Here is a 25,438-nt window from a genome sequence, read left to right on the forward strand (position 1 = left end):
CGATGGTTGACGCCTCCCGATTGTCTGACTAAAGTCAGCTAATGGACGAAGCGCAGATTCAGCAGGTCCGCCACTTCAATCGCGCGGTGACGCGGCGCATCGGGGTGTTGACCGACGACTACCTGGGCCGCGGGCGGCCGCTGGCCGAATCGCGGCTGCTGTTCGAGATCGGCGGCGGTGCGGACGTGCGCGAGCTGCGCGCACGGCTGTCGCTGGATTCGGGCTACCTGAGCCGGTTGCTGCGCGCCTTGGAGGGACAGGGGCTGGTTGCAGTGCAGCCGTCGGCTGAAGATGCCCGCGTGCGGCGGGTGACGCTGACCCGCAAGGGACAGCGCGAACTGGGGGCGCTGGACACGCGTTCGCAAACGCTGGCCAGTTCCTTGCTGGCGCCGTTGGGCGCCGCCCAGCGCGAACGCCTGATCGCGGCGATGGCGGAAGTGGAGCGCTTGCTGCGGGCATCGGCCGTGGAGATAGCCATTGCCGATCCGGCCAGCGCCGACGCGCATGCCTGCATCGATGCCTACCTGGGGGAACTGAATCTGCTGTTCGACGGCGGTTTCGATGCGTCGCGCTCCGTGTCCGCCGATCCCGGCGAACTGGTGCCGCCGTGCGGGGCATTCGTCATCGCCCGGTTGGACGGCGTGGCCATCGGCTGCGGCGGACTGAAGGGCACCGGTAACGGCGAGGGCGAAATCAAGCGCATGTGGGTGGCGCCGTCCGCGCGCGGGCTGGGCATCGCGCAGCGGCTGCTGGATGCGCTGGAAGCGCAGGCCGCCATCATGAACCTGCACACGCTGCGGCTGGATACCAACCGCACCCTGACCGCTGCGCGTGCGCTGTACGCCCGCAACGGCTACCGTGAGATACCGCGCTACAACGACAATCCCTACGCCGACCACTGGTTCGAAAAGCGCCTCGATTCTGCTGCATGACAGGGCCGAGCTAGCCCGGCTGGCGGGAACGCCAGGGCAGCGTATCGAACTTCGTTCTACCTACCGGTCACGGTTATCGCTCGGCCGACACGCGCACACCGCGCAGGCCCGGCACCACCTGCAGACCAACCTCCGGCACGGGTCGCCGACGGACGCGGCCGGTATCCTGTCCGACACCCGCGTGGCCAGTGTCGCGCCGAACGCATTGCATCCGGAGAGATCCCTTGAAGAAGACCCTGTTGTCCGCCGCGACCCTGCTGGCGCTGAGCCTGGCCGCCCCGCTGGCCGCGCATGAAGACCACGGCTGCCTCGACGATGGTTGCATCACGCAGCTGCTGTTCGCCGAAGGCGGTGTCGCCGGCACCCACAGCGGTACCATCGCCGCCCAGCGTTTCGGCAGCTGGGGCATCGATACCGCCGGCATGGACCGCAGCGCCAGGCCGGGCGAGGATTTCTTCCGCTACGTCAGTGGCACCTGGGCCAACACCACCGCCATTCCCGCCGATCGCTCCAGCTATGGCGCCTTCGCCATCCTGCGCGATCTGTCCGAGGCCCGTCTGCGCGCGCTGGTGGAAAGCTACCCGCCAGGCAACCCGGAAACCGATGGCGACGCCGCCAAGATTGCCGCGCTGTACCAGGCGTTCATGGACGAGGCGACCATCGAAACGCTGGGCAGCAAGCCGGTCGCGCCACTGCTGGCCGCCATCCGCGCCGCCCGCGACAAGGACCAACTGGCGGCGCTGATGGGGCAACGTGGCGGCCTGTCCGGCAGTTTCTTCGGCCTGACCGTCAGCGACGACCAGCGCGATCCGGACCGCTATGCGCTGTACCTGAGCCAGTCCGGGCTGGGCCTGGGGGATCGCGAGATGTACCTGCGCGAGAGCTTCGCCCCGCAACGAGAACGCTACCAGGCCTATATCGCGCAGATGCTGCAACTGGCCGGCTGGAACCGGCCGGAAGCCAACGCCCAGGCCATCCTGGCGCTGGAAACCCGCATCGCCCAAGCGCACTGGACGCGCGCCGAAAGCCGCGACCGCGACAAGACCTACAACCCGCTGGCGCTGGCCGATTTCGGCGCCAATGCGCCGGGCTTCCCATGGGCGACGTTCTTTCGCGCCGCCGGTGTGGACAATGCGCCGCGTGCGGTAGTGCGCCAGGACAGCGCGATTCCGAACATCGCCGCCATCTACGCCGACACCGATGTCGCCACGCTGCAGGCGTGGCAGGCCTTCCATACCGTGGACGCGGCCGCGCCGCTGCTGTCGCAGGCCTTCGTGCAGGCCGAGTTCGAGTTCCGCAGCAAGTTCCTGTCCGGGCAGCCGGAGCAACGCGACCGCTGGAAGCGCGGCGTGGCCCTGGCCGAGAGCGCGATGGGCGAGGCCATCGGCCGCGACTACGTGGCGCTGTATTTCCCGCCCGACGCCAAGGCCAAGATGGACGCGCTGGTCGCCAATGTGAAAGCGGCGATGGGCGCGCGGCTGGACGCGCTGACGTGGATGGGTCCGCAGACCAAGACCGAAGCGCGCGCCAAGCTGGAGAATTTCGGCCTGAAGATCGGCCATCCGGACCAGTGGCGCGACTACAGCGGGCTGACCGTGCGCAACGGCGACGTTTTCGGCAACGCGCTGCGTTCGCGCCAGTTCGAATGGGACTACCGCCGCAGCCGTATCGGCCAGCCGGTGGACAAGGGCGAGTGGGGCATGACTCCGCAGACGGTCAACGCCTACTACTCGTCGGTGAAGAACGAAATCGTGTTCCCGGCCGCCATCCTGCAGCCGCCGTTCTTCGACCCCGACGCCGACCCGGCGGTGAACTACGGCGCCATCGGCGGCGTGATCGGCCATGAGATCATCCACGGTTTCGACGACCAGGGCCGCAAATCCGACGGCAACGGCCTGTTGCGGGACTGGTGGACCGCCGAGGATGCGGCCAAGTTCGAAGCGCAGGCGAGCAAGCTGGGCGCGCAGTACGAGGCATACACATTCCCGCAGTTGCCGGGCATGCACATCAACGGCAAGGTGGCGATGGGCGAGAACATCGGCGACCTGGGCGGCCTGACCATTGCGTTGGAAGCCTATCGCCGCTCGCTGGCCGGCAAGCCGGCACCGGCGATCGATGGCTTCAGCGGCGAGCAGCGCCTGTTCATGGGCTGGGGCCAGGTATGGCGCACCTTGTGGCGCGACGACGCCCTGCGCCAGCAACTGGTCAACGGCACTCATTCGCCGGGCCATATCCGTGCGTTTGCGCCGCTGCGCAACGTCGATGCGTGGTACGAGGCCTTTGGCGTAACGGAAAACGATCCGCTGTGGATCGCACCGGAAGACCGCGTCCGCATTTGGTAACGGACGAGGCGCCGGATCTCGTAGGATGCGGTGAGCGAAGCGAACCGCATCGAACGCGAATTTCAGGCCTCGTAGGAAGCGGTGAGCAAAGCGAACCGCATCGTTCGCGAATGTCGGAGCCGGAGTGGAGCGTGGTTGCGTTCAAGACGCGATCGATGCGGAGCGCCTGCGGCTTACCGCATCCTACGGATTCTGGTGCTTGGAAGGGGGGAACGCGAGCATCCTCGCCAACCCGGACCGTGGTATGGAACAGGCCTCGTAGGATGCGGTGAGCGAAGCGAACCGCATCGTTCGCGAATGTCGGAGCCGGAGTGGAGCGTGGTTGCGTTCAAGACGCGACCGATGCGGAGCGCCTGCGGCTTACCGCATCCTACGGATTCTGGTGCTTGGAAGGGGGGAACGCGAGCATCCTCGCCAACCTGGACCGTGGTATGGAACAGGCCTCGTAGGATGCGGTGAGCGAAGCGCACCGCATCGTTCGCGAATGTCGGAGCCGGAGCGGAGCGTGTTTGCGTTCAAGACGCGATCGATGCGGAGCGCCTGCGGCGTACCGCATCCTACGGATTCTGGTGCTTGAAAGGGGGGCGCGAGCATCCTCGCCAACCCGGACCGTGGTATGGAACAGGCCTCGTAGGATGCGGTGAGCAAAGCGAACCGCATCGTTCGCGAATGTCGGAGCCGGAGTGGAGCGTGGTTGCGTTCAAGACGCGACTGATGCGGAGCGCCTGCGGCTTACCGCATCCTACGGATTCTGGTGCTCGGAAGGGGGAACGCGAGCATCCTCGCCAACCCGGACCGTGGTATGGAACAGGCCTCGTAGGATGCGGTGAGCAAAGCGAACCGCATCGTTCGCGAATTTCGGGTCCCGTAGGATGCGGTGAGCGAAGCGAACCGCATCGATCGGAGCGTCGTTTCGTTTCGTTCAAGACGCGATCAAAGCGGAGCGCCTGCGGCTTACCGCATCGTTCGCGGATTCACGTCTCATGCCCGCTGCAGGGATACATGCGGCGCGCCCGCCGAAGGTGGGCGCGTATGAATCCGCTCAGGTTTCGCCGGCGGGCGGCTTTGGCGCGGAATCGGCGGCCGCCCTGGCGGCTTCGCGCGCCTCGCGCTTGCGCGCGTCCTTCTCGTCCTGCTGCTTCTTCTTCGCAATCTCGCGCTGGCGCTTTTCGAATGAGTAATTGGGCTTGGCCAAGCGAATACCTCGGTAAGGGGAGGGCACCAGTGTACGCGGTGAGGGTCTCAGGGGCGCGGGAGGCGTGGGAAGGCGGGACCGGGCAGCGGTCGGGGTTTATCATGTCAGGCCAGTGATTGCGGTCCGGAAAGGTCCAAGCCATGCGTAATCCCCTGCAGGAACAGCTGCTGAAGGCCGGCCTGGTCAAGAAATCCCAGGTGGCCCAGGTGGCGCGTGAGCAGGCCAAGCAGCGCCACGGCAAGGCCGCACCAGCGCCGACCGCCGAGCAGGTCGAAGCTGAACGGCTGCGGCTGGAGAAGGCCGAGCGCGATCGCGCGCTGGCCGCGGAGCGCAATGCGCAAGCCAGGTTGCAGGAACAGCGAGCGCAGGCGCGGCAAATCGTTCAGCAGAACCAGGTGCGGGCCGAAGGCGAGATCGCCTACCACTTCGCCGACAGCGGCGCCATCAAGACGATCTGGATCAATGCGCCATTGCGTGCGCAACTGGCCAGCGGCAGTCTGGTAATCGTCCGTCATGATCAGGGCTATGCACTGATTCCCCGCGCCGCGGCGGAAAAAGTCTACGCCCGCGATCCGGCGATGGTGGTGCTGGATCATGCCCGCAGTTCGACGGACGGCTCCGATAGCGATGACGAGTACTACCAGCGCTTCCCGGTGCCGGACGATCTGAGCTGGTAGCAATGCCATGGAAAAACGCCCGGCATGCCGGGCGTTTTCATCTGGACTCAGTGGCTCAGCGCCTGCAGGCCCAGCACGGTAGCCAGGATCGCCGCCAGGATCACGTAGTTGCCATCGTCGCCGCGGCGGCCGTAGCGGTAGTGGCGGCTGTAGCCGTCTTCGTAGCCGCGCTGGAAGCCTTGCCGGAAGTAGTAGGCGTACTCGTCATGCCCCAGGTAGTAGCCGTTGTAGCCATAGCTGGCGTCGCGGTAGGCGTAGCTGCCGCGGTAGTCGCTGCGCCAGCCGTCCTGGCTGTCGGCGCGGCCGGCGCGCAGGCCTTCCTGGTAGCCGTAGTTGACGGCCTGGCGCATCAGATCGGCGCCATAGCGGTTGGTGGTGCGGTAGCTGCCGCCGTAGTAGTAGCGGTAGCTGGCGGGAGTGTAGTAGTACGGATCGTTGTAGTGGTTGTAGTTGCGCGCGTTCCAGCGCAACTGCTGCTGGCGCAGGCGCTCGAAGTACTGCTGCTGGTAGCGGTACTGGGCCATCCGGCGCTGCTGTTGCAGATCGCGGCTGCGCTGCTCGGCCAGGCGCTGCTGTTGCTCGCGCTCGCGGTGATAGCGCTCGGCGCGCTGGCGCTCCTCGCGGATACGGCGCTCCTGCTGCTCGCGGCTTAGCCGCAGCTGTTCGTTGCGACGGTCGTCGGCGCTGCGGTCGTCGCTGCGGCGCGGCGGCTGGTTGCCGCCTACCACGCGCTGCGGCTGTTCGCGGCGCTGCTGCTCGCGAACCTGCCGCTGTTGCCGCTCGTGGCGGTCCCATTGGCGGCGATCCTGCTCGATACGCGCGGCGGCGTCGCCGCCGGTGAGGCGCGCAGGCTGGCCCTGGCGTTGCGCGGCTTCGCGCTGCGATGCGATGGCCTGCCGCTGGCGATGGGCCTGCTCGCGCGAGCGGGAGGCGCGCTGTTCGCCGGCCTGGCGTTGCTGCGCCTGCCATTCGCTGGAACGCTGGCGCTGGGTTTGTTGGCGCTCCTGGGCGGCACGCTGTTCGCTGGCGCGCCGCTGTTGCGCCTGTTCTTGGCCGGAGCGTTGGCGCTGGGCCTGCTCGCGCTGCATCCGCTCGCGCTGTTGCGCCTGTTGCTGGCGCTGCGCGTTCTGCCGGGACTCGGCCTGCTGTTGCGCGGCCTGCCGGCGCTGCTGGCCTTCGGCGCGGGCGTCGTTGCGTTCCTTTTCCCGCTCCTTCTTCTGCTGTTCGGCGCGCGGGTTGTCCTGGGCGGCAGCCGCAGCGGGGGCGGCGGAGCCGACGGCCAGAGCCACGGCGAGCGCGACCATCCACAGGGTTTGTGCGTTGGCGGAAAGTTTCATGTCGGTACCTCTGGTTCTGCATGCCAACGCGATCGTCGGCCTGGTACCTACTTGGCGGCTTTGGCGATGAATGGATTCTGAGAATCATGGGGTCGGCCGGAATCGTTCAGCAGGCGGAAGGCGTAATCGGTTACAGGCTTCCACAGCCGCAACGCAGCGTCTTTGCAGGCGTGTCAACCCTGGGCCGTTAAACTGATCGGCCTTCCCCCTGCGCGGACCTCTATGCGAATCATCGTTCTTGCTGCGGCATTGCTGTGCTGCGCATCGGCGCATGCCTGGCCTTCGCCAAGGCAGGCGGTCGATCAGTTCCTGCGGTTCGACCTGGCCGGTGGTCGTTTGCAGAGCTGGCCGTTCCACAAGTACCTGGATGTGGATGCCGGCTACGACGAACCGGGCTGGGACATGATTCATGTCGTTCGGAACTACAGGATCGCGTCCATCAGATGCCGCAAGGGCGTGTGCAGGGCGGCGGTGGTTTTCGCCTATCCGGATATCGCGCTCGCCTCCGAGCGGATCCATCCGCATGCCGCCGGAGGGAGCGAGACGGTGGTCTTCACCGTGGTAAAGGCCAATGGCAACTGGTTGCTGGCCGGTTCCGAGGGAGCGCCGCGGATATCGCAGGCCGAATTCGAACGCCGTTTCCCGAACGGGTCCTGGGGGCTGTTGCCGTTTCCTGCGCAGGCTGCGCAGCGAACGCGGTAGTGGCGGGCCGCCATCAGCCTAGGAAGGGTGCGAACCGGCTGCAGTCCGCTTGCGCGCCCGCAGCCGATCCGCGCCGGTCACATCACATGCGCCAGATAGAGCAGCCGCGGTTCGGCCAACCGTTCGAACTCGGCATACGGCATCCGTACCACGTCGGTGTGCGAACCGGCATTGAACGCGATCTCCGCCCCTCCGGTCAGGCGCGCATCGACATACACCGGTATGCCGTAGAGGTTGCCGAACGGCGGCATGGCGCCGACTTCGCAGTCGGCAAAGATGTCCTTGAACTCGTCCTCCTGCGCGAGTTCGACTTCGCTTCCGCCCATGGCGCGCGACAGGCGGGTAAGGTCGACCCGGTAAGCGGCCGGCATCACCATCATCATCAGGGAGCCATCGACCTTGAGCATCACGGTCTTGGCGAAATTGCGGCTGCCGACGTGCGCGGCATCGGCGGTTTCCTGCGCGGTGATGGTGCGTTGGTGGGAGAGCGTCGTGTACGGCACATGGCGCTCGTCTAGGAAGTGGTGCAGGCGTGGGGAGAGCATGGTCGCCTCCGTTGCAGCGCCGGTTGCCATCCCGTGCAGCGGCACCGTCTTGTGGGCTGGACGCGCGCATCCGGCGTCGCATCGCCGCGGGTGTGCAGGGGAGCATGCCCGCAAGCGCAGCATACTCCTTGCCGTGAAGGGATCGTGAAGCATTGGCACCGGTGCGGCGTCTGGGCGATGAACGGAGCGCGCTTGGCAGGCGCCGGGGCGGAGCCGATCAGCCGGCGGTGGAGCGGGCTGGCGCGGCGCGGTCACTGCCCGCATCCGCTGGTGCGCAGCCTGCCGGTGTTGCCCGAAGATTGCGCGGCCACAGCGGTGAACGGAAAATGGAGAATGGAAATGAGAAGGGGCGCGACGCGCCTGCATCGATGAATCGCATGGGTGACGGCGTGGAAAGACCAGCAGGTAGTGAGACAGGGACTTCGGATGCGGCCCGCAGGGCAGGGGCACGGCCTACATTCGCGGCGTGCGCAGGCATCCTGATGGTTGCGCTGTGGGCCATCCATCCGCTTCAGGCCCAGGATGCCGCGCACATGCCGGAGGGCCCGGCCGAACGGATGGAACAGACCCAGGCCTACGGACAGGCCTTGCGCAGGGCTGTCCAGCAGGTGTGGACAATGCCGGCCACGCTGGCAACCGGAGAATCCTGCCGGGTGCACATCCGGCAATTGCCTGGCGGAGAAGTATTGGATGCGGAAGTGCAGCCGGATTGCGTTTTCGACGATGCCGGCAGGCGCTCGTTGCAGGCGGCGGTGCTGAAAGCCAGCCCGCTGCCATATGCCGGATTCGAAGCGGTATTCCAGCGCAATCTGGTGTTGAACTTCGTTGCCGGCGAGAGGCGCTGACCGGTTCGATGCGCCTTTGCGGTAAACTCGATGCGGGGGCGGCGACCTGCCGCCTCCGCAAAGAAGCCCCGACGGGACTCAGTTCCTGATCTGAACGTCGTCGATGTAGACGTTGACGTCGTAGGCGGTCTGCGCGCGGTACAGCCAGATCGCATCCAGATGGACGCTGCTGGCGGTGATGGCGCCGTTGGCGTTGCCGACCCAGGCGTTCCATTGCGCCGAATCGGTCAGGCTCCACTCGACATAGGTCCAGGTATTGGCCGCGAGCGCGCGGCTGACCGAGCGTTCGGTGCCGTCGCTGTCGTCGATGCCGACCGCCACGCTCATGCCGCTGCCTCCGCTGTAGACCCAGAAGCCGACGCGGCCGTTGGCGCGGGTCAATGCGACATTGCCGGACGGACTGCCGCTGGCCGACAGCAACCGCACCGCCCAGTCGGCCGAACTGGCGGTGTTGTCCTTCAGCAGCACCCGCAGCGAACAGTTGCCGTTGCGGCGAGTGCTGCAGTCGCGGGTGGCGCTGGAGGTGGCGGCAATGCCGGTGGTGCTGCCGGAGTAGCTGGGACTGGTGTCGAAGTGGCCGACGGAACTTTCGAAGGTGTCGAGCAGCTTGGTGGTGCCGCCGCTGCCCGGGTTGAGCAGGGCGTAGTAGCGCGGCCAGTCCCAGTTGATGCCAGGGTCGGTATGGGTCTGGTTGCTGTAGTGCTGGTGGCCTTTGATCTTGACGCTGGTCGGCAGCACGTTGATGCCGCTGCTGGCGGCGCCGTTGTAGGCGCTGGCGCAGGTAATGCCGCTGTAGCTTGCGCAGAAGTGGCGCACCAGGGCGCTGGAGGCGTTGTACATCGCGGTGGTGTACCAGGAGCTGTTGTTGACGTAGCCCTCGTGCTCGATGCCCAGGGTGTAGCTGTTGTGGCTGCCCACGTGCCAGGCGGTATGGGCGTGGCGCACCATCTGGGTGACCTGGCCGTCGGAGCTGCGGATCACGTAATGGGCGCTGACGTTGGCCGAGGAATTCTTGAACCAGGAAATGGTGCCGGCGTAGCTGCCTTGCGCGGTATGGATGGTGACCGCGCTGACCGCCTGGCTGCGCGAAGCGGTGTAGTTGGACGAATGCGCCGGGTCCCAGATGGCCGGGCCATAGTCGGTGCTGAGGATGCCGACGTCGGTGGCATTGGTTTGGACGCGTCCGTCGGCGCCAGTGCTGGCGCGGCGCAGCGTTTCGGTGCGCGGATCGATGGCGAACTGCTCGGTGAAGACGCGGTCGCCGGCCACATCCAGCCGCACGAACGGTGCCCGCTGCTGGATCAGTTGCTCGGGGTTGAATGCGCGTTCCCAGCGCACCGGGCGCTCGGGCACGACGATGCCGCGGTCGTCGACGCCGCGGTCCTGCGCCAGCAGCACATCGAACGCGAAACTGGTGCGGGCGAAATCCTCGATTTTTCCCGGCCGGGGCGAATAGCCGGCGTAGCGCATCAGCGCCGGGGCGATCTCGTCGCTGGCCGGGTTCAATTGCGTGCTGCCGGCGCGGATTTCGCGGTCGAGCAGCGCGGCGGCGCCGAGCACATTGGTCAGCGGGTCTTCGGCCACCCGCGATGCGGGCACGCCCAACAGCCGCGCCGCCTCGCCGACCTGATCGGCGAAGCCTTCGCCCTGGTACAGGCCCATCACGCCGTAGGCCTGCGGCATGTGGTGGTGATTGCCGCCGTGCGCGGCGGGGTCGGGAGCCAGGTGCATCCAGCGGCTCTGCACATAGGCGATGGCTTCCAGCGTGCCGGCCGGAATCGACGGATAGCGCGCGTAGGCCTGTCTGAAATGACTGGCAAATTCGGCCCTTTGCGGCCGCAGCCGGTTTTCCTCGGTTTGCAGCCGGGTGGCGAGTGCGGGATCTCCCTGCGCCAGGGGCGCGCTGGTCATTGGCGGAGCCGCCGTTGCGCCTGCCGCCAGCAGGCCGCTTGCGATGGCCGACATCATCCGTACCGAATACGTTTTCATCTGGTTTCGTCCTTGCGTATGGAAGGTAGGGTGTTGCCCGCCCTTTCTACTTTGTCGATATTTTATTTACCGACGACCAGGTCATATAAATAAAATATTCCTTCGGTGGTGCCGCCGTCTGCCGACGAACGGGCGGCGTTTCCGCCAGCGGCGGCATCGAGCGTTGTTGCCCGGGCGCCGACGGTTCAGACTGCGCCAGGCTGTTGCCGTGGGCCAATCACGGGCGCCCTTGGTCCCGGCACCCGCGCCAAAGGCTATGGCGCTTACTCGGAGAGACGCGTGTGATCGGGTTGATTCTGGGATTGCTGATATTTCTGGGCGTGCACTCGGTGCATCTGCTGGCCCCGCGCTGGCGCCAGACGCGAATCGCGGCCTGGGGCATGGGGCGCTGGAAGGGGCTCTACAGCGCGGTGGCCATCGCTGGATTCGTGTTGCTGGTGTGGGGTTATGGCCAGGCCAGGATGCATTCGCCGGTGCTGTTGTGGGTGCCGCCGCCGGGCCTGCGCCACGCGGCCGCGTTGCTGACGTTGCCCGCGTTCCTGCTGCTGGCGGCCGCGTATGTGCCGCGCAACCGCATCAAGGCATGGCTGGGCCACCCGATGCTGCTGGCGGTCGCGCTGTGGGCCGTGGCGCATCTGCTGGTCAACGGTTGGCTGCATGGCGTGTTGCTGTTCGGCAGTTTTCTGATCTGGGCCGTCCTGGGTTTCCGCATGGCGCGGCGGCGCGAACCGGCGCCGCGCAGCGGCGGGACGCTGGTCGGCACGGCAGCGTCATTGGCGATCGGAATGGCCGCCTGGTACGGCTTCGCGTTCTACCTGCATGCGCGCTGGATAGGTGTGGCGCCATTCGGGTAATGCGGCGACCGGCCGCATAGCGGCTGGCCGTTAGGGACTCCGGCCGGCGTTGAATCAACGTGCGTCTTGCATTACGGTCCGCGGGACCGGACACCGGAGGACAGGCAATGCCAGTCACACGACGCGGATTCCTTTCTGCCCCGGCCGCGTTGACCGCGACCCTGCTGCCGACCGGCCTGCTGGCCGCGCTCAATGCCCAAATCCCGGCGCCGCCGGATCTCTCCAACTGGGAAGCGGTGCGTGCGCAGTTCGCGCTGGATCCGGCGTATCTGCATTTCGCCAGTTTCTTCATCGCCAGCCATCCGGCGCCGGTGGCGGCGGCGATTGACGGCTATCGCCGCCTGATCGATCGCAATCCGTTCCTGGTGGTGGAGCAGGGGTTGTTCGAAACGGCCGAGCAGAATCTGCCGCTGCAGGTGCAGACCGAAATCGCCGATTACCTGGGCGCGCGTGCGCAGGAGGTCTGCCTGACCGGCAATACCACCACCGGCCTGGCGCTGGTCTACCAGGGCCTGCCGCTGCAGCCGGGCGACGAGGTGTTGTGCACCACCCACGACCACTATTCGCACCATGAGTCCATCCGCCTGGCGACCGAGCGCGCCGGGGCGAGTATGCGCAAGATTCCGTTGTTCGATGACGCCGCCACCGCCACTACCGATGCGCTGATCGCTGCGATGCTGAAAGGCATCGGTCCGAAAACCCGCGTGCTGGGGCTGACCTGGGTGCACTCGAGCAGCGGCATCCGCCTGCCCATCCGCGAGATGGCGGCTGCGTTGCGGGCGCGCAGCGGGCCGCCGGTGCTGCTGGTGGTCGATGGCGTCCATGGCCTGGGTTCCACCGACGAAACCGTGGCCACGATGGGCTGCGACTACTTCTGTGCCGGCACCCACAAATGGATGTTCGCGCCGCGCGGCACCGGGCTGGTGTGGGCCAGCGCCGACAACTGGGCGCGGCTGCGTCCGTCGATCCCCAGCTTCAGCGATGAAGACCAGTACGTGGCCTGGGAACGGCAGAGCGCGCCGGCTTCGCCCAACAACGCCAACCGCATGAGCCCCGGCGGCTTCCATGCCTATGAACACCAGTGGGCCACCGCCGCCGCGTTCCGCATGCACAGGCAGATGGGCCGGGCGCGGGTGGCCGCGCGCATCCGCAGCCTCAACGAGCAATGCAAAGCCGGCCTGGCCGCCATTCCCAAGCTCAGGCTGCATACGCCGATGTCTTCGGATCTTTCCGCGGGACTGGTGTCGTTCGAAGTGGACGGCATCCGCCCGCCGGAGCTGGTGAAACGGTTGCTTGCGCGCAACGTGATCGCCAGCACCAGCCCGTATGCGATCTCCTATGCGCGGTTGGCGCCCAGTCTGGTGAACAGCCCGGAGGAAGTGGAGCGCGCGGTGCGCGCGGTGCGCGAAATCTCCATGTGAGACGGCGGGCCGGAAGAGCGGAGAACGCAGCAATGGCGGCAGGCGCTGGCAGCGTGGGGAACCGGCGCCGACAGGCCGTTTCCGAGTTGCGCCGTGGCTGGTGGGCCAGTCAGTCGCGGTCCGGCGCGCCGAGCGGGAAATAGGAGCGATACGGGCGCGCTTCTTCGACTGCGCGGGCGAACGATGGCCGCGCCAGCAAGCGTTGCCGGTAGGCGCGGACATGGGGGAAGCGAGCGCCGATGGGGTGCGACCAGTCGGCGTAGAACAGCGCCGGGGCGGCGGCGCAATCGGCCAGGCTGAACGTATTGCCGGCGGCCCATTCCCGCCCGGCGATGAATCCGTCGAGCCAGGCATAGGCGCTGTCCAGCATCGTGCGCGCTTCGGCGACTCCGTAGGGGTCGCGATCGGCTTCGGCACGGATGCGGTCGAATACGATTTTCTGTTGCGGGGTGGACACGTAGTTGTCGAAGAAGCGGTCCAGCATCCGCACTTCCAGCGCCGCCTGCAGGTCCTGCGGAACCAGCCGCACCGGTCCGGGATGATGCACGCCCAGGTGTTCGATGATGATGCTGGACTCCAGCACCGTGTGGCCGGCATCGACCAGGACCGGGAAGCGCTTGAGGGGCCAGAGCGCTTCGAATTCCTGCATGGCAGGGCTGCCGGGCGCTTCGAGCAGGCGCCACTCGAACGCGGTGCCGTTTTCGTACAGCGCAATCAGGACCTTCTGGCAATAGGATGAGAACGGATGGGCATAGAGTTTCGGAAGCATCGGTCGTCCTGTGGCTTGGCAATGCGTGGGGCGTCTACCATCCATATGACGAACGGGAGATTCCGGAATCGACACGGCCGGGCGATCGGGCGCGGCGATGCGCGGATGCCCGGCGATGGCATCATGGACGGCCCGCTACGCACGCCCGGCCGTCATGTCCTTTCCGCAGGAAAACCTGTTCGCATCTTCGGCGCCCGTCCACCGGCTGTTCTTTGCGTTGCTGCCAAGCCAGCAGGAGCGTGAACGGCTGGCGCAGCTCGCTGCTTCGCTGCATCCGGCTTTTCCCGATGCGCGCTGGATACGGCCGCAGCGCTACCACCTGACGCTGCATTACCTGGGGGAGAGCGAAGGCCGGCGCGAAGCGCACATACGGGCGGCACTGGCCGCCGCCAACGGGCTGGAGGCGGCGCCGTTCACGGTCGCGCTGGATCATCTGCGCGCCCTGGGCAATCCTGCCGGCCCCGCATTGACGTTGGCCGCACGCGCAGCGCCGGCGCCGCTGGAAGCGTTCTGGCGGACGTTGCAGGTGGCGCTGATCCGGGCCGGCTTCAAGCAGCATGTCGGTCATGGCTTCGTCCCGCACCTGACGTTGGGCTATGTCAAACCGGACCCGGCAATGGGCGAGGTGGCCCCGGTCACGCTGCGGCCGCAGTCGTTTCATCTGATCTCCAGCGTACAAGGCCAGCCGGAGTACGAGATCCTGGGGACCTGGCCGATAGCCGCGTAGCGCTGCGCACCCGGCTTTCGCGGCGGATGGAGTTATTCCTGCTGTTGCCGCAACCGGTCCAGCTTGGCCTGGTACAGGCCGCGGGTATCGCCTTCGCTCAGGGCGTGCGCACGGGCCAGCGCGCGGCCGGCCTGGCGCGCCTGGCCCAACTGCAGGTAGGCGCGGGCCAGGCCGAAATGGAAGCGGTGCTCGCTGTCATGCAGGCGGATGGCGCGCTGGTAGTGGGTCAGCGCGCGCCGGTAATCGCCGGTCTTTTCGTACTGCACCGCCAGCAGGAAGTGATGGAAGGGATCCTTCTCGCGGACGGCTTTCAGCTGCTTCTGGTAGCCGCGCGCCTGCTCCTGCCGGCCGGTTCGCTGGTACAGGGACACGATGTTGAACAGCGCTGCGGCGTGCAGACGGTCCAGTGCCAACGCCTTGGCGTAGGCCTGTTCGGCGGCTTCGGCATCGCCGTTGCGCATATACAGCACGCCGGCATTGCTCCAGTTGGCCGCGTAGGCGGGATCCAGTTCCAGGGCCATGGCCATGTACTGGCCCGCGGCAGCACGCTGGTTGTCGCTCATCAGTTCGACGGCGCGATTGCCGTAGTACAGGCCCAGCAGGCGCCGGTCGGAAATCCGTTGCGGCGGCTCGCGGGCAATCAGCGTGTCCCAGGCCACGTCGATGGTGAAGCGCTGGTGGCCCGGACGGATGCCGGCATTGACGTGGTTGGTGCGATAGATGGTGTTCTGCTCGTGGCGCCAGCTCAGGGTCTCTTCGATTTCCTGCCCGTAGGCTTCCAGCCCGGCCTCGCGCGCCAGCGCAACTGCCAGCAAGGTGAAGGTCAGGCAGTTCGCGCGCCGGGTCAGGTAGGCCTGCTCGACGGTATAGGTCGCATCGTGCTGGTACTGCATGCCCAGGCCGGTCTGGGCGAACATGAAATCCACCAGTCGTTCCAGGCGACGAAGCTGGGTGCCGCCGGGGCTGAGGACCTGCTGCTGGAAAAGCGCGTGCAATTCCGCAGGTATTGCCATGACCTGCTCCGGGCGCGGCGGTTCCGGTGCCGCCGCCACCGCCGGGGCGGGGAGGGGAGGGGAAAGCGCCAATGCCGCAGCCAAAACCCAGGTGATCATGGGGAACCCCCGCGCCTTTGGCGGGAATGTTTGCCTGGCGCCAGTCTAGTCCTTTTTCCAGCGCGGAGAATGCGCAGAAACCGGCAAAAAGCTGCCGTCCGTCGTGCGTTCAGGCTGCGGCCTGCCGCTGCGCGGAAACGGTTCCTGATTGCGCGGTCCCTGATTGCGCGATAATGCGCGCTCTTTTTCTGTCAGAACGCCCATGCCCACACCTTCCGCCTGCCCGCAATGCACCCTGCCCAATATCTACCCTGACGGCGGCAACTTCGTCTGCGCGGACTGCGGATACGAATGGCCGGCCGCTGGCGAGGCGGTGGAAGACGCAATGGCCGTGCGCGACAGCAACGGCAACGCGCTGGCCCAGGGCGACACGGTGGTGGTGATCAAGGATTTGAAAGTGAAGGGCTCTTCGATTCCGCTCAAGCAGGGCACGGTCATCAAGAACATCCGCCTGGTCGACGGCGATGCCGAACATATCGAAGGCAGCTCCGACAAGATCAAGGGCCTGGTGCTGAAAACCTGTTTCCTGCGCAAGGCCTGATCTGCGTCTGCGCCGGGCGGCGCTTCTCTTTACCGCCGTCCTCCGCAGGCCAGGCGATATTCGGCTGCCGACACTGCCGGCGCCGGTTGTCGGGGCTACTTTTTCTTCTTTTCCTGCTTGGCGGCGCGCTTTTCGTCGAAGGTCTTGGCGGGAGCCTTCTTCTTGTTCTTCTTCTGATCCATGCCCTTGCTCATGACAACCTCGTTGGTGGATGAATCGATGGAGTGCCCGGCATGGACAGCGGCATGCCCATGTGGGCGGCCAGTGTAGTCCCATCCACGCTAAAAAAAGCGATGGGCAGCCAGCGGGCGCCGGACAGCACGACACCGCTGCCGCTACCGCTGCATCGTTGGGCAGGTCAGGGCAGGTATTCCACCCGCAGTTTCGCGCTGGCGCCGTTGCCGATCCACAGGTAGTGGGTGGCGGCCGGGTTGGCGCTGAAGCGCAGCCGCAGTTGCGTACGGCCGGTACGGTTGATGGCGTTCAGGCCGGCACCGCTGAACAGGTTGCTGGTCTGGCTGCCGCCGGAAAACGGCTGCAGTTGCGCCACCGCTTCGGCGCTTACCGTGCCGGCATAGTCGCCGGTTTCGATGGCGCAAGCGCCGCGGCAGCCGTGGTTGGCATCGATGACCAGGGTGTTGCCGCTGGGGTTGCCCCAGGGATTGCCATAGGCGCTGCGGTAGCCCACGGTCAGGGTGGCCGACAGCAGCGTGGCGTTGTCCGGCAGTGCCGAGGTATCGAACGACAACAGGCTGCGGTTGAATTTGCCGTCGCTGCCGCGCCCCAGCGCCAGCCCCGAGTAGGGCTCGAGCGTGCCGATGGCCGGGGCGCTGCCATCGGCATTGGCCTTGACGTAGCCGTCGTTGGCGTCCTCGTTGGCGAATTCCAGCACCAGCGGCGTGCCGCCGCCGCCGCCGTTGACCACGTTGACGTTGACCGCCGCCGAAGTGCCGACGTTGTCGGCCACGTCCACCGCGCGCGCATGCAGCACATGCGCGCCATCGGTGGTGCTGGCGCTGTTCCAGGTCAGCGAATAGGGGGCTGTGGTGTCCGTGCCCAGCAGCGCGCCATCGAGCAGAAACTCGACCCGCTCCACGCCGATATCGTCGCTGGCGGTCGCGGTCAGGCTGATGCTGCCGCTGACGTTGGTGCCATTGGCCGGCGAGGTCAGCACCACGGTGGGCGCGTTGCCGTCCAGATCGTCCAGCCCCCAGAAACGGCCGATGTAATAGCTGGAGCAGATATTGGCATCCAGGATGTAGGCGCCTGCGCTACCGCACTGGCTTTCGCCGCTGCCCGGATCCACCGGCGTACCGTGGCCCATGCCGGTGATGGTGAAGGTTTCCACCCGCGGATTGCCGCCGGCATCCTTGTACACGCGATGCGGGTAGCCGGCGACGGTATCGCTGGCATCGGCGGTCTGGTCGATGCCATGCACATTGGTCCACTGCTCCATGCTTTCGGTCAGATTGGCCGGGCGCACCACGTAGTCCGCATCGCCGTGCCAGATCGACACCGTGGGCCAGGGCCCGGCATGGCCGCTGGCTGCGCGCACCTTGTCGCCCCATTGCGCCGGCGTCAGGTCGCTGCCCGGATTCATGCAGCCGAAGGCTGCGCTCTGGCTGCTGGCGCAACGGTAGGGCAGGCCGGCGACGATGGCGCCGCCGGCGAATACGTCCGGATAGGTGGCCATCATCACCGCGGCCATCGCGCCGCCGGCCGACAGTCCGGTGACGTAGATGCGCGATGCATCGCTGCCGTGGTCGGCCTTCATGCGGTCGACCATCTGCTTGATCGACAGCGGTTCGCCCTGGCCGCGGGCGGTGTCGGCGGTTTCGAACCAGTTGAAGCAGCTGCTGGAGTTGTTGCCGCTTTGCTGTTGCGGCAGCAGCAAGGTGAACCGCCAGCGATCGGCCAGCATCTGCCAGCCGGTTTCGGCATCGTAGCTGGACGCGCTTTGCGCGCAGCCATGCAGCGCCACCACCAGCGGCGCACCGGCCGGCAGGCCTGGGGGCACGTACTTGAACATGCGCAGGTTGCCGGGATTGCTGCCGAAACCGGTGACTTCGGTCTGCGCCAGGACCGGCGCCGCCGTGCCCAGGAGGATCAACAGGATGGCGGGGCAGCCGAACCAGCGCAGGATGCGGCGGCGGCAGCGAACGACGAATGCCGTCGGGGCGCTTGCGCAGCGCCGGTGATAGGCGGCGGACAATGGCTGGGTCACGGGGACAGCTCCTCTTGGCGGTGGACCAGATGGCTGACGCGGGCCCGTGCAGACGGCGCGGGTGTATGGGGCGCAGTCAGTGACCGCTGCAGTAGGCCAGCGGCTGCGGCCGGCGGCCATCGTCCTTTAGGGAAAGCTGCGATGCAGCAATGTCCGCATTTGCGGACGCGGTCGCACTTCGCACCGGATGCGGTCGCCGCAACGCGGCGGATTCGCGCACATCGCTCACCTCGACAGCGAAATGCAGGATGTCCGGTCAATGAATGATCGCCATCGACGGCGGCGTTGTCGTCTTCGAACGGCCTTGCCGTAAACATCGAGGCGCTAGCGGTGCGGGATGAACCGCCGGCGTTGACATTCCCTGTACCGGCATATCACGCGGGTTTCATGGCGCGGCAGATAGTGTTGCGCACAGCGCGAAGAACGCGCACTGCCCGCGGCGTACTCCCGCAACGCCCGCAGTCATCCGGCCGGATCGGCAGTACTTCTGGATCCGCGCCCCCACAATGGAGCCATCCATGAATCATTCATCCAAACACACCACTCCCCATACGCTCAACGATCTGATCGCCATTGCCCGCGACGGCAAGTCGTTCTACGAAGAAGCCGCACAGAAAGTCGACAGCGCCGAACTGAAGACGCTGTTCAACCGTATCGCCGGCATCAAGGCTCATGTGGTCGCCGAATTGAGCGCCGTTGTGCAGGCCGCCGGCGGCGAGCCGGAAGACTCCGGCACGCTGGTGGGCGCCATGCAGAAGTTCTACGGCAAGGTCCGTGCGACGCTGGGCGACAAGGAATTCGGCTATATCGCCGAGCTGGAGGAATCCGAAGATCGCCTGAACAACGCCTTCAAGCAGGTCATCCAGGATCCGGGCACACCGGAAGCCGCGCGCGCGGCCGTCACCCGGCTGCTGCCGGAGGTCCGCTCCTGCCACGACGTGATGCGCGAGCGCAAGCTGGCGATGAAGCGCGCCGCATGACCGCGATGGGGCAATAGCGCATTCGCTTCAGACGTTATCCGCCGGCGGGGAAACCCCGCCGGTTTTGCTTGAGCGACGCGGTTTCATGCGCCCGCGGAGGGGACGGATCTGGACGAGAACGCTGCTGCCCGCCATCATTTGCGGCACGAACGGGGATGATTGCGGGGAACAACACAGGATGAGCAGGCAGGCGGTGAGCCAGGCCGATGCGCTGAGCCGCGTGGGCAGGCTGGACTTCGAGCGCTTGATTGCCGACCACTATCGTGGCCAGGGGTACCAGGTCGACGAACGAGAGGGTGAACAGCAACGGCTTCAGGAGCCGCCAGTCCAGAAGCAGGAGGAGGCCGACGGCAGCGGGTCGCCGTTGCGGCTGCAGCGGGCGGGGCGCGGGTTGCTGGTGTTGTGCCGGCACGGGCAGCCGCCGCCGGTCGGTGCCGACGAAGTGCAGGCGCTGCTCGCAATGCTGGACGATGCCGGCGCGCAGACCACCGCCCTGCTGATCACCACCGGCGAGTTTTCCGGAGAGGCGTTGCAAGTGGCTGCCGCTTCGGAACGGCTGCAGCTGATCGATGGCGCCACATTGCGCGCGATGATCGGTCCGGTCCCCGAGCCATCCGGATCCCGCCTGCCGCCGCCGCTGCCGCTGCCGCTGAGCGACGATTCGCCGGCTCGGCTCACCCGGTTTTCTCCGTGGCGCTCGCGGCTGCGCGCACGGCTGGCCGCGTGGGACAAGCGGCAATGGGCGCTGGCCGCCTTGCCGCTGGCATTGTTGCTGGTGGCTGTGTGGGGCTATCCGCAATACCTGGCTGCGCGCGTGCAACGGGCGCAACGGGATGCGCTGGCGCAGGCACGGCGTCCGGTGTTCGTAGCGCCGGCGCAGCCCGAAGCTGCGCCGGCCAAGAAGGAGCGGCTGACCGGGCTGTGGAATCCGCTTCCCATCCGGACCGTGGCCGACAACCGGCCCAGGCCGCGCCCGCCTGCGCCCGCCGAGCCGGACCCGGAACTCGTGCGGCTGACCGAAAGCAATGTCTGGACCGAGCAGGAACTGGCCGAGTGGCAGCGCCGCCAGGAGGAATCGATCCGCACCCTGGAGCGCAGCAGCCCGGCTTCGCCCATCTGAGCGCCCCTGGCCCAGGCTGAATCCGGGAAACGCTGTCATCGGCGATGGCACAGAATGCCGGCCACTTGCGTTGAAATACGCAAGAGACCGGCTTCGCCGCGACTGTTCCGCCCGCATGGCGGTCCTTTTCCCCATCTGCGCCGCTGCCATGTCACCTTTGGCCACTTTCCGAAAACCGTTGCTGTTGGCCGGCATCGCCGCCATTGCCTTCTGGTGGTGGACGCACGGTGGCCGCACGGCAGGCTCCGCGGGGACGGACATCACCGGCGTTTCGCCGCCGCCGTTTGCGGTGGTGGGCGATTCCGACAGCCACTCCTACCAGGATCGCGTGTCGTTTCCTGCCGGTTCCCCGTTGCGCGGCGGTGCCTATCGCGACAGCACGCTGCAGTGGACCGAGGTGTTGGCGCGGCTGCGCGGACGTGAGCTGGACCCCGGCCAATGGGGCGTCTACGGCGGCAACGGGCTGCTCGCCAGGGCTTACGAACTGGCAGGGGGCCAGGCGCGCGCGCCGCGCAAGCAGGACTACCGCTACAACTTCGCCGTATCCGGGGCCGGCTGCGAAAGCCTGATGGGAGGCCGCATACGTCAGGTGCCGCGGCTGGTCCGGCTGATGGATCAGGCGCCGCACCGCTGGCGGGAAGGGGTGGTGCTGATCCGCATCGGCGTGAACTCCTTTGGCACTGCCGACTCGCTGGATCGTCTGGCCCGGGATCCGGCAGATGGCGCGGTCCAGGGCGTGATTGCCGGATGCATCCGGGCCGCGAAGGCATCGGTGGAGACCATCCACCGGCATCACCCCGAAACCCGCATCGTGCTGGTCGGCATCTTCGACAACAGCCACTGGACCAAGTACCAGGACCGCTGGCAATCGCCGCGGCAACTGGCCAACATCCGCCAGGGGCTGGATGCGTTCGACCATGCCCTGGCGCAAATGGCGCAGCCCGACCCGCGCCTGGCGTTCTTCGACGACCGCGCCTGGTTTGCCGGCCATTGGGGCGGCCGCGACGCGGCCGGCCGGCCCGCCTACCGGTCCATCGAGTTTGGCGGCCTGCGTGTCGAAAACTCCGCCGGCGACAGCCCCGACCACGCCACCCTCGCCGACGGCCACGCCGGCCTGGTCTGGAATGCGCTGTGGGCGCAGTCGCTGGTCGACCTGTTGAATGCCGGGTTTGGCATGGGAGTGACTCCCATCGGCCAGGATGAACTTCTGGCGCTGCTCCCGGTTGGGCCGAGTTTGCCGCCACCCCCGGCCGGCCAAGGACAAGACGTAGAAGCTAGCCGATAAAAATCAGTACGGCCGGCTGTCGAGTCGTGCCACAATCGGGCAACGGTGGATGAGTAGTGCAGGGTACGTCAGGTGGCGCTCGAGATTCGGTTGCTGTGGCCGGCACAGCCATGATCGGCAGGGCTTTTCATAAGCAATGCCGATGAGAGCGTTCGGGACCGAACGGTTGTGGGTGCGCCCTCTCGGCACTGGCGACCAGGCGCTGTACTGTCGTTTGTATACCCATCATGACGTCATGAAGCATGTGGGGCAGCCGCTGACTTACGAGGCCGCCCGGGCTGGTTTCGCTCATGTGTGTCGGTCGAACGAACAGGGCGACTTCCTCCACCGGTGCTGGGTCATATCCGAACGGGGTACGGGGTTGGAGGCAGGAATCGTCGCCGTAACCAGGCATGGGGAAAAAGCGGAGTTTGGGATGCTGCTTTTGCCCCAATGGCAAGCGAAAGGAATTGGCAAGGAAGTCGTTCCTCTGTTGATGGATTATGTCTTCCGGACCTCCGAAATCAGCGAGATGTTCAATTGCCACCGGCTGGAAAACACCGGCGTAGTGAGAGTGATGCAGGCGTTGCAGTTCGAGGCCATGGAGACGACGGCACGAGGCGAAGGATGGGGCGGATGGCGGCGTACGCGTTCCCAATGGAGTGCTGCGCGCAACCGACCCCATCCAGATAAACCAACCACGAATTCAGTGGCATGAGCGCAAATGATCAAACAAGGTAGCTTGGCTTGTGTCGGTTTGGGTATGACATTGGGCGCCCATCTTGGGCCGCGTGCGCGCAGTTGCATTGAACAGGCCGATGTCGTTTTCGTCGCGGCGTCGGATCCGCTGGTCGAGCTTTGGGTGCAGGGCATGAACCGGGACGTTCGCAGCCTGCAAGGGTTTTACGCCGATGGGAAGTCGAGACATCGCAGCTACCGTGAAATGGTGGACGCCATCATGTGCGAGGTCCGGAGCGGTCGCGACGTCTGCGGAGCCTTCTACGGGCATCCTGGCGTATTCGCAATGGTGCCGCACATGGCCATTGCAAGCGCTCGCGAAGACGGCTATCAGGCTTTCATGGAAGCGGCGGTTTCTGCCGAGGACTGCCTTTACGCGGATCTGGCCATCGACCCGGGCAGCGTTGGTTGCCAGCATTACGAGGCCAGCCAGTTCATGTTCTATCGTAGAAGGATCGAGCCCTCGGCCTATCTCATGCTCTGGCAGATCGGCGTGGCAGGGGACAGGACATTCAGCGTTGCCACGACCGGAACGGGCTATCGCCAGGTACTGTTGGAAATACTCGCCGAAGATTACCCGATGGAGCACGAGGTTATCGCGTACGAGGCGGCAACTCTGCCGATATCGCGGCCGAGAAAGGAGCATATGGCTCTGTCCGGACTGATAACCGCAAGACTGAATCCAGAGACGACCCTGGTCATTCCGCCTGCGCGAAGACCGGAGCGAAACAACGAGGTCATCAGGCGGATAGAGGAAATCGAGCAGGCGATGCTTGTTGCATAAATTGTTGATAGTATTGCCGTTTCCGCCAGGCCTTCGTCCGGACCGGAAACGGTCGTTCGATGATGGGTTATAGGGGTATGCGGAACTTCGCTCCAGGGCGAATGGAAATCAATCGAATTTTCGAAAAACGGGGGGAGTGGTGAACGCTATTAGGTTTCTCGAGACGGTAGGGAGCGATGCCCGGCTCAGTGGGGCTTCTGCGGGTGTTCTGGCGGCCGCGCTTGATTCGTTTGATATGGGGGCGGAGGAGCGGCGAGCGCTGCTCGATGCAGATATTCCTGCATTGACTGGCCTGCTGAAGGGCCGAGAGAAGATGTTTTGCATGATCATCGCTCCCGATGGTGCCGAAGAGAAAGAGTCTCCCGATGAGCCGGTTGACCAGCCGGAAGAAGAAAGTCCAAAAGAGTGACCACCCTTAGGTGCTCGTCGGCGTGAGCTGGCGCAAGGAGTCGGCTATGAAGGTTGGAATGGCAAAAGCGTTGATGATGGCGTTAGTGCTGTGTTTCGCCTGCCATCCGGCGCTTGCGCAAGACTCGGCGGCTTCATTGCTAAAGCGGGCCGACGCCGTCCGCACTTCCGATCCGACCGAGTTCGCCAAGCTGCTGGGTTTGCTTGAGGAACGCACCGATTACGCGTCTTCTGAAGAGAAGATGCGTTTCAAACTGCTCAAATCCCATGCCTTTCTTATGAAGGGCCAGTACGAACTCGCCGTCGGAGAACTGAAGGAAATCCGGGAAACGGCGGTTGACGACGAACTGATCTTTCGCGCCGGCTCGATGCTGGTCAACACATATGCATTGACCAGGCAGTTCGAGGAGGGGCTGAGGACGTTGAACGACACGCTTCCCTTGGCCGACAAGGTTGCCGATGCGGATATCAGGCATAGAGGCTGGCTTGTAGCGGGGGTGCTTTACAACCAGGTGGGCGAGTATGCGCTCGGGGAGCACTATTCCGACAAGGTTGCAGGCGATTCTCCGGTGGGCAGGAGCAGATGCGCAGCCGGAAACCTGAAGATCGAGTCGCAGATGGGACTGAAGCGCTCCGTGGATGAGGGGGCGGTGCAGCAGGTAATCGAAATCTGCGAAGAGCAGAAGGAGCCTCTTCTGGCGGGCCTGACGCGGACGTACCTGGCGCGGGTATGGGCCGAAGCTGGCAAGATAAAATCTGCGGTTGCGTTACTCGAGCGCTACTTGCCCGATGTTCAGAAGAATGGATATCCGCTCCTAATTAGCGAATACCATTCTGTAATGGCTGATCTCAAACTCCGGCAGGGCGAAGACGCCGCTGCGGAGAGCCATGCGCAGAAGGCGGTCGAGAACAGCACTCGGTTGCTTGGGTCGCAGCCGCTGGTTTCAGCTTATCGCACGCTTTATGAGATCGCCGAGCATCGCAGCGACAGCGAGTTGGCGTTGAAACGTTATCGCGATTATGCCGATGCGGAAAAGGCGTATTCCAATGACATGAAGTCTCGGCAGCTTGCCTATCAGATAGTTCGTCAGCAGATACTTCAGAAGAATCAACAAATCGATCTGTTGGACAAGCAGAACCAGGTGCTTCAGCTGCAAAGCAAGCTGAACCAGCAATCGGCACAGAACACCAGGCTGATGGTCATCCTGCTGGTGGTCCTGGTCGCCTCCATCGGCTATTGGGCCTACAAGATCAAGCGAGTGCAGGTGTCGCTGAAGAAGATGGCCGAGACCGATGCGCTGACGGATCTTTGCAATCGCCACCATTTCACGCTGCAGGCCGAGCGCAGCCTGGCGCAATGCGCCCGCAGCGGTGAAGAGGCCGCGTTGATCATGTTCGATCTGGATCATTTCAAGCAGATCAACGACCGTTACGGCCACCAGACCGGCGACTGGACGCTGAAGCAGGTGGGTGAGATCTGCAAGGCCTTTTGCCGCCGGGTCGACACGGTGGGACGGTTGGGCGGCGAGGAGTTCGCCTTCCTGATGTACGGCTGCGATATGCGCGCGGCCAAGCGCCTGGCCGAGGACTGCAGGGTGCGCATCGCTGCCATCGACAGCCGCGAGTCCGGCCATGTATTCGCCACCACGGCCAGTTTCGGCGTCGCCTCGACGCTTGCCTCCGGCTACAGTCTGGCCAGATTGCTCTCGCATGCGGACAGGATGCTGTACCGGGCCAAGCATCTGGGCCGCAACCGTGTCTGCGGTACCGACGACGACACCGTCACGCCGTTGCACGGGCCGCAGCTGCAGGACTCGACCGTTGTCGCCGACCAGCATGCCGACCCGTCCGAGCCGGCGCTGGCCGCCCGCCGGATTGAACGCGTGGTTTCCTGAAAGCGGCTTGCCGCTCGTCCGGACTGGACGCGCGCGC

At 65.6% G+C, this 25,438-nt stretch carries 24 protein-coding genes; 16 read left to right on the forward strand and 8 right to left on the reverse strand.

Translation table 11 applies throughout. From position 1 onward, the window contains the following. The first annotated feature begins 41 nt into the window (after positions 1 to 41). Positions 42 to 932: a bifunctional helix-turn-helix transcriptional regulator/GNAT family N-acetyltransferase gene (locus CRO39_RS01765; RefSeq protein ID WP_097120145.1), complete on the forward strand. Its 891-nt coding sequence runs from the start codon at positions 42 to 44 to the stop codon at positions 930 to 932. Between the two features lie 224 nt (positions 933 to 1,156). After that, complete coding sequence (locus CRO39_RS01770) at positions 1,157 to 3,274, forward strand: M13 family metallopeptidase (RefSeq protein WP_097120146.1); 2,118 nt, start codon at positions 1,157 to 1,159, stop codon at positions 3,272 to 3,274. Between the two features lie 1,042 nt (positions 3,275 to 4,316). Here CRO39_RS01770 and CRO39_RS20760 read toward each other — a convergent pair. Beyond that, entirely contained in the window at positions 4,317 to 4,469 is a 153-nt protein-coding gene (locus CRO39_RS20760) for a hypothetical protein (RefSeq protein ID WP_176520140.1), read from the reverse strand. Positions 4,470 to 4,609: 140 nt separating this feature from the next. Here CRO39_RS20760 and CRO39_RS01775 point away from each other — a divergent pair, with 140 nt between their 5' ends. Continuing rightward, positions 4,610 to 5,146, forward strand: a complete 537-nt coding sequence (locus tag CRO39_RS01775) for a DUF2058 domain-containing protein (protein ID WP_097120147.1) — start codon at positions 4,610 to 4,612, stop codon at positions 5,144 to 5,146. Between the two features lie 47 nt (positions 5,147 to 5,193). Here the strand turns inward: CRO39_RS01775 and CRO39_RS01780 are convergent, their stop codons facing one another. Beyond that, positions 5,194 to 6,483, reverse strand: a complete 1,290-nt coding sequence (locus CRO39_RS01780) for a hypothetical protein (RefSeq protein WP_097120148.1) — start codon at positions 6,481 to 6,483, stop codon at positions 5,194 to 5,196. Positions 6,484 to 6,705: 222 nt separating this feature from the next. Here CRO39_RS01780 and CRO39_RS01785 point away from each other — a divergent pair, with 222 nt between their 5' ends. Then, positions 6,706 to 7,185, forward strand: coding sequence for a hypothetical protein (locus CRO39_RS01785; RefSeq protein ID WP_097120149.1), 480 nt, complete (start codon positions 6,706 to 6,708; stop codon positions 7,183 to 7,185). 77 nt (positions 7,186 to 7,262) lie between these two features. Here CRO39_RS01785 and CRO39_RS01790 read toward each other — a convergent pair whose 3' ends face one another. After that, the gene (locus tag CRO39_RS01790) at positions 7,263 to 7,730 is read right to left on the reverse strand and encodes an aminoacyl-tRNA deacylase (protein WP_097120150.1); all 468 of its coding nucleotides are present in this window, start codon (positions 7,728 to 7,730) and stop codon (positions 7,263 to 7,265) included. 482 nt (positions 7,731 to 8,212) lie between these two features. On the opposite strand from CRO39_RS01790, the gene CRO39_RS01795 reads away from it, so the two are divergent. Further along, positions 8,213 to 8,575 carry an energy transducer TonB gene (locus tag CRO39_RS01795; RefSeq protein WP_097120151.1) on the forward strand — a complete coding sequence of 121 codons (363 nt, stop codon included), beginning with the start codon at positions 8,213 to 8,215 and terminating at the stop codon, positions 8,573 to 8,575. Positions 8,576 to 8,653: 78 nt separating this feature from the next. Here CRO39_RS01795 and CRO39_RS20365 read toward each other — a convergent pair whose 3' ends face one another. Beyond that, positions 8,654 to 10,564: an N-acetylmuramoyl-L-alanine amidase gene (locus CRO39_RS20365; RefSeq protein ID WP_202926302.1), complete on the reverse strand. Its 1,911-nt coding sequence runs from the start codon at positions 10,562 to 10,564 to the stop codon at positions 8,654 to 8,656. A 281-nt stretch (positions 10,565 to 10,845) separates the two neighbouring features. On the opposite strand from CRO39_RS20365, the gene CRO39_RS01805 reads away from it, so the two are divergent. Continuing rightward, positions 10,846 to 11,418: an NnrU family protein gene (locus CRO39_RS01805; protein ID WP_097120152.1), complete on the forward strand. Its 573-nt coding sequence runs from the start codon at positions 10,846 to 10,848 to the stop codon at positions 11,416 to 11,418. 107 nt (positions 11,419 to 11,525) lie between these two features. After that, on the forward strand, positions 11,526 to 12,839 hold the full coding sequence (locus CRO39_RS01810) for an aminotransferase class V-fold PLP-dependent enzyme (protein WP_097120153.1): 1,314 nt from the start codon (positions 11,526 to 11,528) through the stop codon (positions 12,837 to 12,839). A gap of 109 nt (positions 12,840 to 12,948) precedes the next feature. Here CRO39_RS01810 and CRO39_RS01815 read toward each other — a convergent pair whose 3' ends face one another. After that, the gene (locus CRO39_RS01815) at positions 12,949 to 13,608 is read right to left on the reverse strand and encodes a glutathione S-transferase family protein (protein WP_097120154.1); all 660 of its coding nucleotides are present in this window, start codon (positions 13,606 to 13,608) and stop codon (positions 12,949 to 12,951) included. Between the two features lie 115 nt (positions 13,609 to 13,723). Here CRO39_RS01815 and thpR point away from each other — a divergent pair, with 115 nt between their 5' ends. Further along, a complete protein-coding gene (gene thpR, locus CRO39_RS01820) occupies positions 13,724 to 14,335 on the forward strand; it encodes an RNA 2',3'-cyclic phosphodiesterase (RefSeq protein WP_162125790.1) in 612 nt (203 codons plus the stop codon). Positions 14,336 to 14,367: 32 nt separating this feature from the next. Here thpR and CRO39_RS01825 read toward each other — a convergent pair whose 3' ends face one another. After that, positions 14,368 to 15,447 (reverse strand): tetratricopeptide repeat protein, encoded by a 1,080-nt coding sequence (locus CRO39_RS01825; protein ID WP_097120156.1) that lies wholly within the window; start codon positions 15,445 to 15,447, stop codon positions 14,368 to 14,370. 45 nt (positions 15,448 to 15,492) lie between these two features. After that, entirely contained in the window at positions 15,493 to 15,651 is a 159-nt protein-coding gene (locus tag CRO39_RS20765; RefSeq protein WP_162125789.1) for a hypothetical protein, read from the reverse strand. Between CRO39_RS20765 and CRO39_RS01830 the strand changes: the two genes are divergently transcribed. Continuing rightward, positions 15,650 to 15,988, forward strand: a complete 339-nt coding sequence (locus tag CRO39_RS01830) for a zinc ribbon domain-containing protein YjdM (RefSeq protein ID WP_097120157.1) — start codon at positions 15,650 to 15,652, stop codon at positions 15,986 to 15,988. The genes CRO39_RS20765 and CRO39_RS01830 overlap by 2 nt on opposite strands. A gap of 358 nt (positions 15,989 to 16,346) precedes the next feature. Here the strand turns inward: CRO39_RS01830 and CRO39_RS01840 are convergent, their stop codons facing one another. Continuing rightward, entirely contained in the window at positions 16,347 to 18,212 is a 1,866-nt protein-coding gene (locus CRO39_RS01840) for an extracellular catalytic domain type 1 short-chain-length polyhydroxyalkanoate depolymerase (protein WP_202926301.1), read from the reverse strand. A gap of 518 nt (positions 18,213 to 18,730) precedes the next feature. Between CRO39_RS01840 and CRO39_RS01845 the strand changes: the two genes are divergently transcribed. From CRO39_RS01845 to CRO39_RS01875, 7 genes are all read left to right on the forward strand, one after another. Then, positions 18,731 to 19,192 carry a PA2169 family four-helix-bundle protein gene (locus CRO39_RS01845; RefSeq protein WP_097120159.1) on the forward strand — a complete coding sequence of 154 codons (462 nt, stop codon included), beginning with the start codon at positions 18,731 to 18,733 and terminating at the stop codon, positions 19,190 to 19,192. Between the two features lie 178 nt (positions 19,193 to 19,370). Beyond that, the gene (locus CRO39_RS01850; RefSeq protein ID WP_162125788.1) at positions 19,371 to 20,312 is read left to right on the forward strand and encodes a restriction endonuclease; all 942 of its coding nucleotides are present in this window, start codon (positions 19,371 to 19,373) and stop codon (positions 20,310 to 20,312) included. Positions 20,313 to 20,469: 157 nt separating this feature from the next. Next, entirely contained in the window at positions 20,470 to 21,597 is a 1,128-nt protein-coding gene (locus CRO39_RS01855) for a GDSL-type esterase/lipase family protein (RefSeq protein WP_141400679.1), read from the forward strand. A 142-nt stretch (positions 21,598 to 21,739) separates the two neighbouring features. Further along, positions 21,740 to 22,294: a GNAT family N-acetyltransferase gene (locus CRO39_RS01860; protein WP_162125786.1), complete on the forward strand. Its 555-nt coding sequence runs from the start codon at positions 21,740 to 21,742 to the stop codon at positions 22,292 to 22,294. 6 nt (positions 22,295 to 22,300) lie between these two features. Further along, positions 22,301 to 23,098 (forward strand): SAM-dependent methyltransferase, encoded by a 798-nt coding sequence (locus tag CRO39_RS01865; RefSeq protein WP_097120163.1) that lies wholly within the window; start codon positions 22,301 to 22,303, stop codon positions 23,096 to 23,098. A 136-nt stretch (positions 23,099 to 23,234) separates the two neighbouring features. Next, a complete protein-coding gene (locus CRO39_RS01870; protein WP_097120164.1) occupies positions 23,235 to 23,507 on the forward strand; it encodes a hypothetical protein in 273 nt (90 codons plus the stop codon). 22 nt (positions 23,508 to 23,529) lie between these two features. Then, positions 23,530 to 25,401: a tetratricopeptide repeat-containing diguanylate cyclase gene (locus CRO39_RS01875; RefSeq protein ID WP_176520141.1), complete on the forward strand. Its 1,872-nt coding sequence runs from the start codon at positions 23,530 to 23,532 to the stop codon at positions 25,399 to 25,401. The last annotated feature ends 37 nt before the right edge of the window (positions 25,402 to 25,438 follow it).

The organism is Pseudoxanthomonas wuyuanensis (genome assembly GCF_900215535.1).
Lineage (GTDB): Bacteria > Pseudomonadota > Gammaproteobacteria > Xanthomonadales > Xanthomonadaceae > Pseudoxanthomonas_A > Pseudoxanthomonas_A wuyuanensis.

What these genes read in the sequence shown, in the direction of transcription:
- CRO39_RS01765 (WP_097120145.1), top strand. Translation starts at nt 42, where the DNA reads ATGGACGAAGCGCAGATTCAGCAGGTCCGCCACTTCAATCGCGCGGTG.
- CRO39_RS01775 (WP_097120147.1), top strand. Translation starts at nt 4,610, where the DNA reads ATGCGTAATCCCCTGCAGGAACAGCTGCTGAAGGCCGGCCTGGTCAAG.
- CRO39_RS01780 (WP_097120148.1), bottom strand. Translation starts at nt 6,483, where the DNA reads ATGAAACTTTCCGCCAACGCACAAACCCTGTGGATGGTCGCGCTCGCC.
- CRO39_RS01785 (WP_097120149.1), top strand. Translation starts at nt 6,706, where the DNA reads ATGCGAATCATCGTTCTTGCTGCGGCATTGCTGTGCTGCGCATCGGCG.
- CRO39_RS01790 (WP_097120150.1), bottom strand. Translation starts at nt 7,730, where the DNA reads ATGCTCTCCCCACGCCTGCACCACTTCCTAGACGAGCGCCATGTGCCG.
- CRO39_RS01795 (WP_097120151.1), top strand. Translation starts at nt 8,213, where the DNA reads ATGGTTGCGCTGTGGGCCATCCATCCGCTTCAGGCCCAGGATGCCGCG.
- CRO39_RS20365 (WP_202926302.1), bottom strand. Translation starts at nt 10,564, where the DNA reads ATGAAAACGTATTCGGTACGGATGATGTCGGCCATCGCAAGCGGCCTG.
- CRO39_RS01810 (WP_097120153.1), top strand. Translation starts at nt 11,526, where the DNA reads ATGCCAGTCACACGACGCGGATTCCTTTCTGCCCCGGCCGCGTTGACC.
- CRO39_RS01815 (WP_097120154.1), bottom strand. Translation starts at nt 13,608, where the DNA reads ATGCTTCCGAAACTCTATGCCCATCCGTTCTCATCCTATTGCCAGAAG.
- thpR (WP_162125790.1), top strand. Translation starts at nt 13,724, where the DNA reads ATGGCATCATGGACGGCCCGCTACGCACGCCCGGCCGTCATGTCCTTT.
- CRO39_RS01825 (WP_097120156.1), bottom strand. Translation starts at nt 15,447, where the DNA reads ATGATCACCTGGGTTTTGGCTGCGGCATTGGCGCTTTCCCCTCCCCTC.
- CRO39_RS01830 (WP_097120157.1), top strand. Translation starts at nt 15,650, where the DNA reads ATGCCCACACCTTCCGCCTGCCCGCAATGCACCCTGCCCAATATCTAC.
- CRO39_RS20765 (WP_162125789.1), bottom strand. Translation starts at nt 15,651, where the DNA reads ATGGGCGTTCTGACAGAAAAAGAGCGCGCATTATCGCGCAATCAGGGA.
- CRO39_RS01845 (WP_097120159.1), top strand. Translation starts at nt 18,731, where the DNA reads ATGAATCATTCATCCAAACACACCACTCCCCATACGCTCAACGATCTG.
- CRO39_RS01850 (WP_162125788.1), top strand. Translation starts at nt 19,371, where the DNA reads ATGAGCAGGCAGGCGGTGAGCCAGGCCGATGCGCTGAGCCGCGTGGGC.
- CRO39_RS01860 (WP_162125786.1), top strand. Translation starts at nt 21,740, where the DNA reads ATGAGAGCGTTCGGGACCGAACGGTTGTGGGTGCGCCCTCTCGGCACT.
- CRO39_RS01865 (WP_097120163.1), top strand. Translation starts at nt 22,301, where the DNA reads ATGATCAAACAAGGTAGCTTGGCTTGTGTCGGTTTGGGTATGACATTG.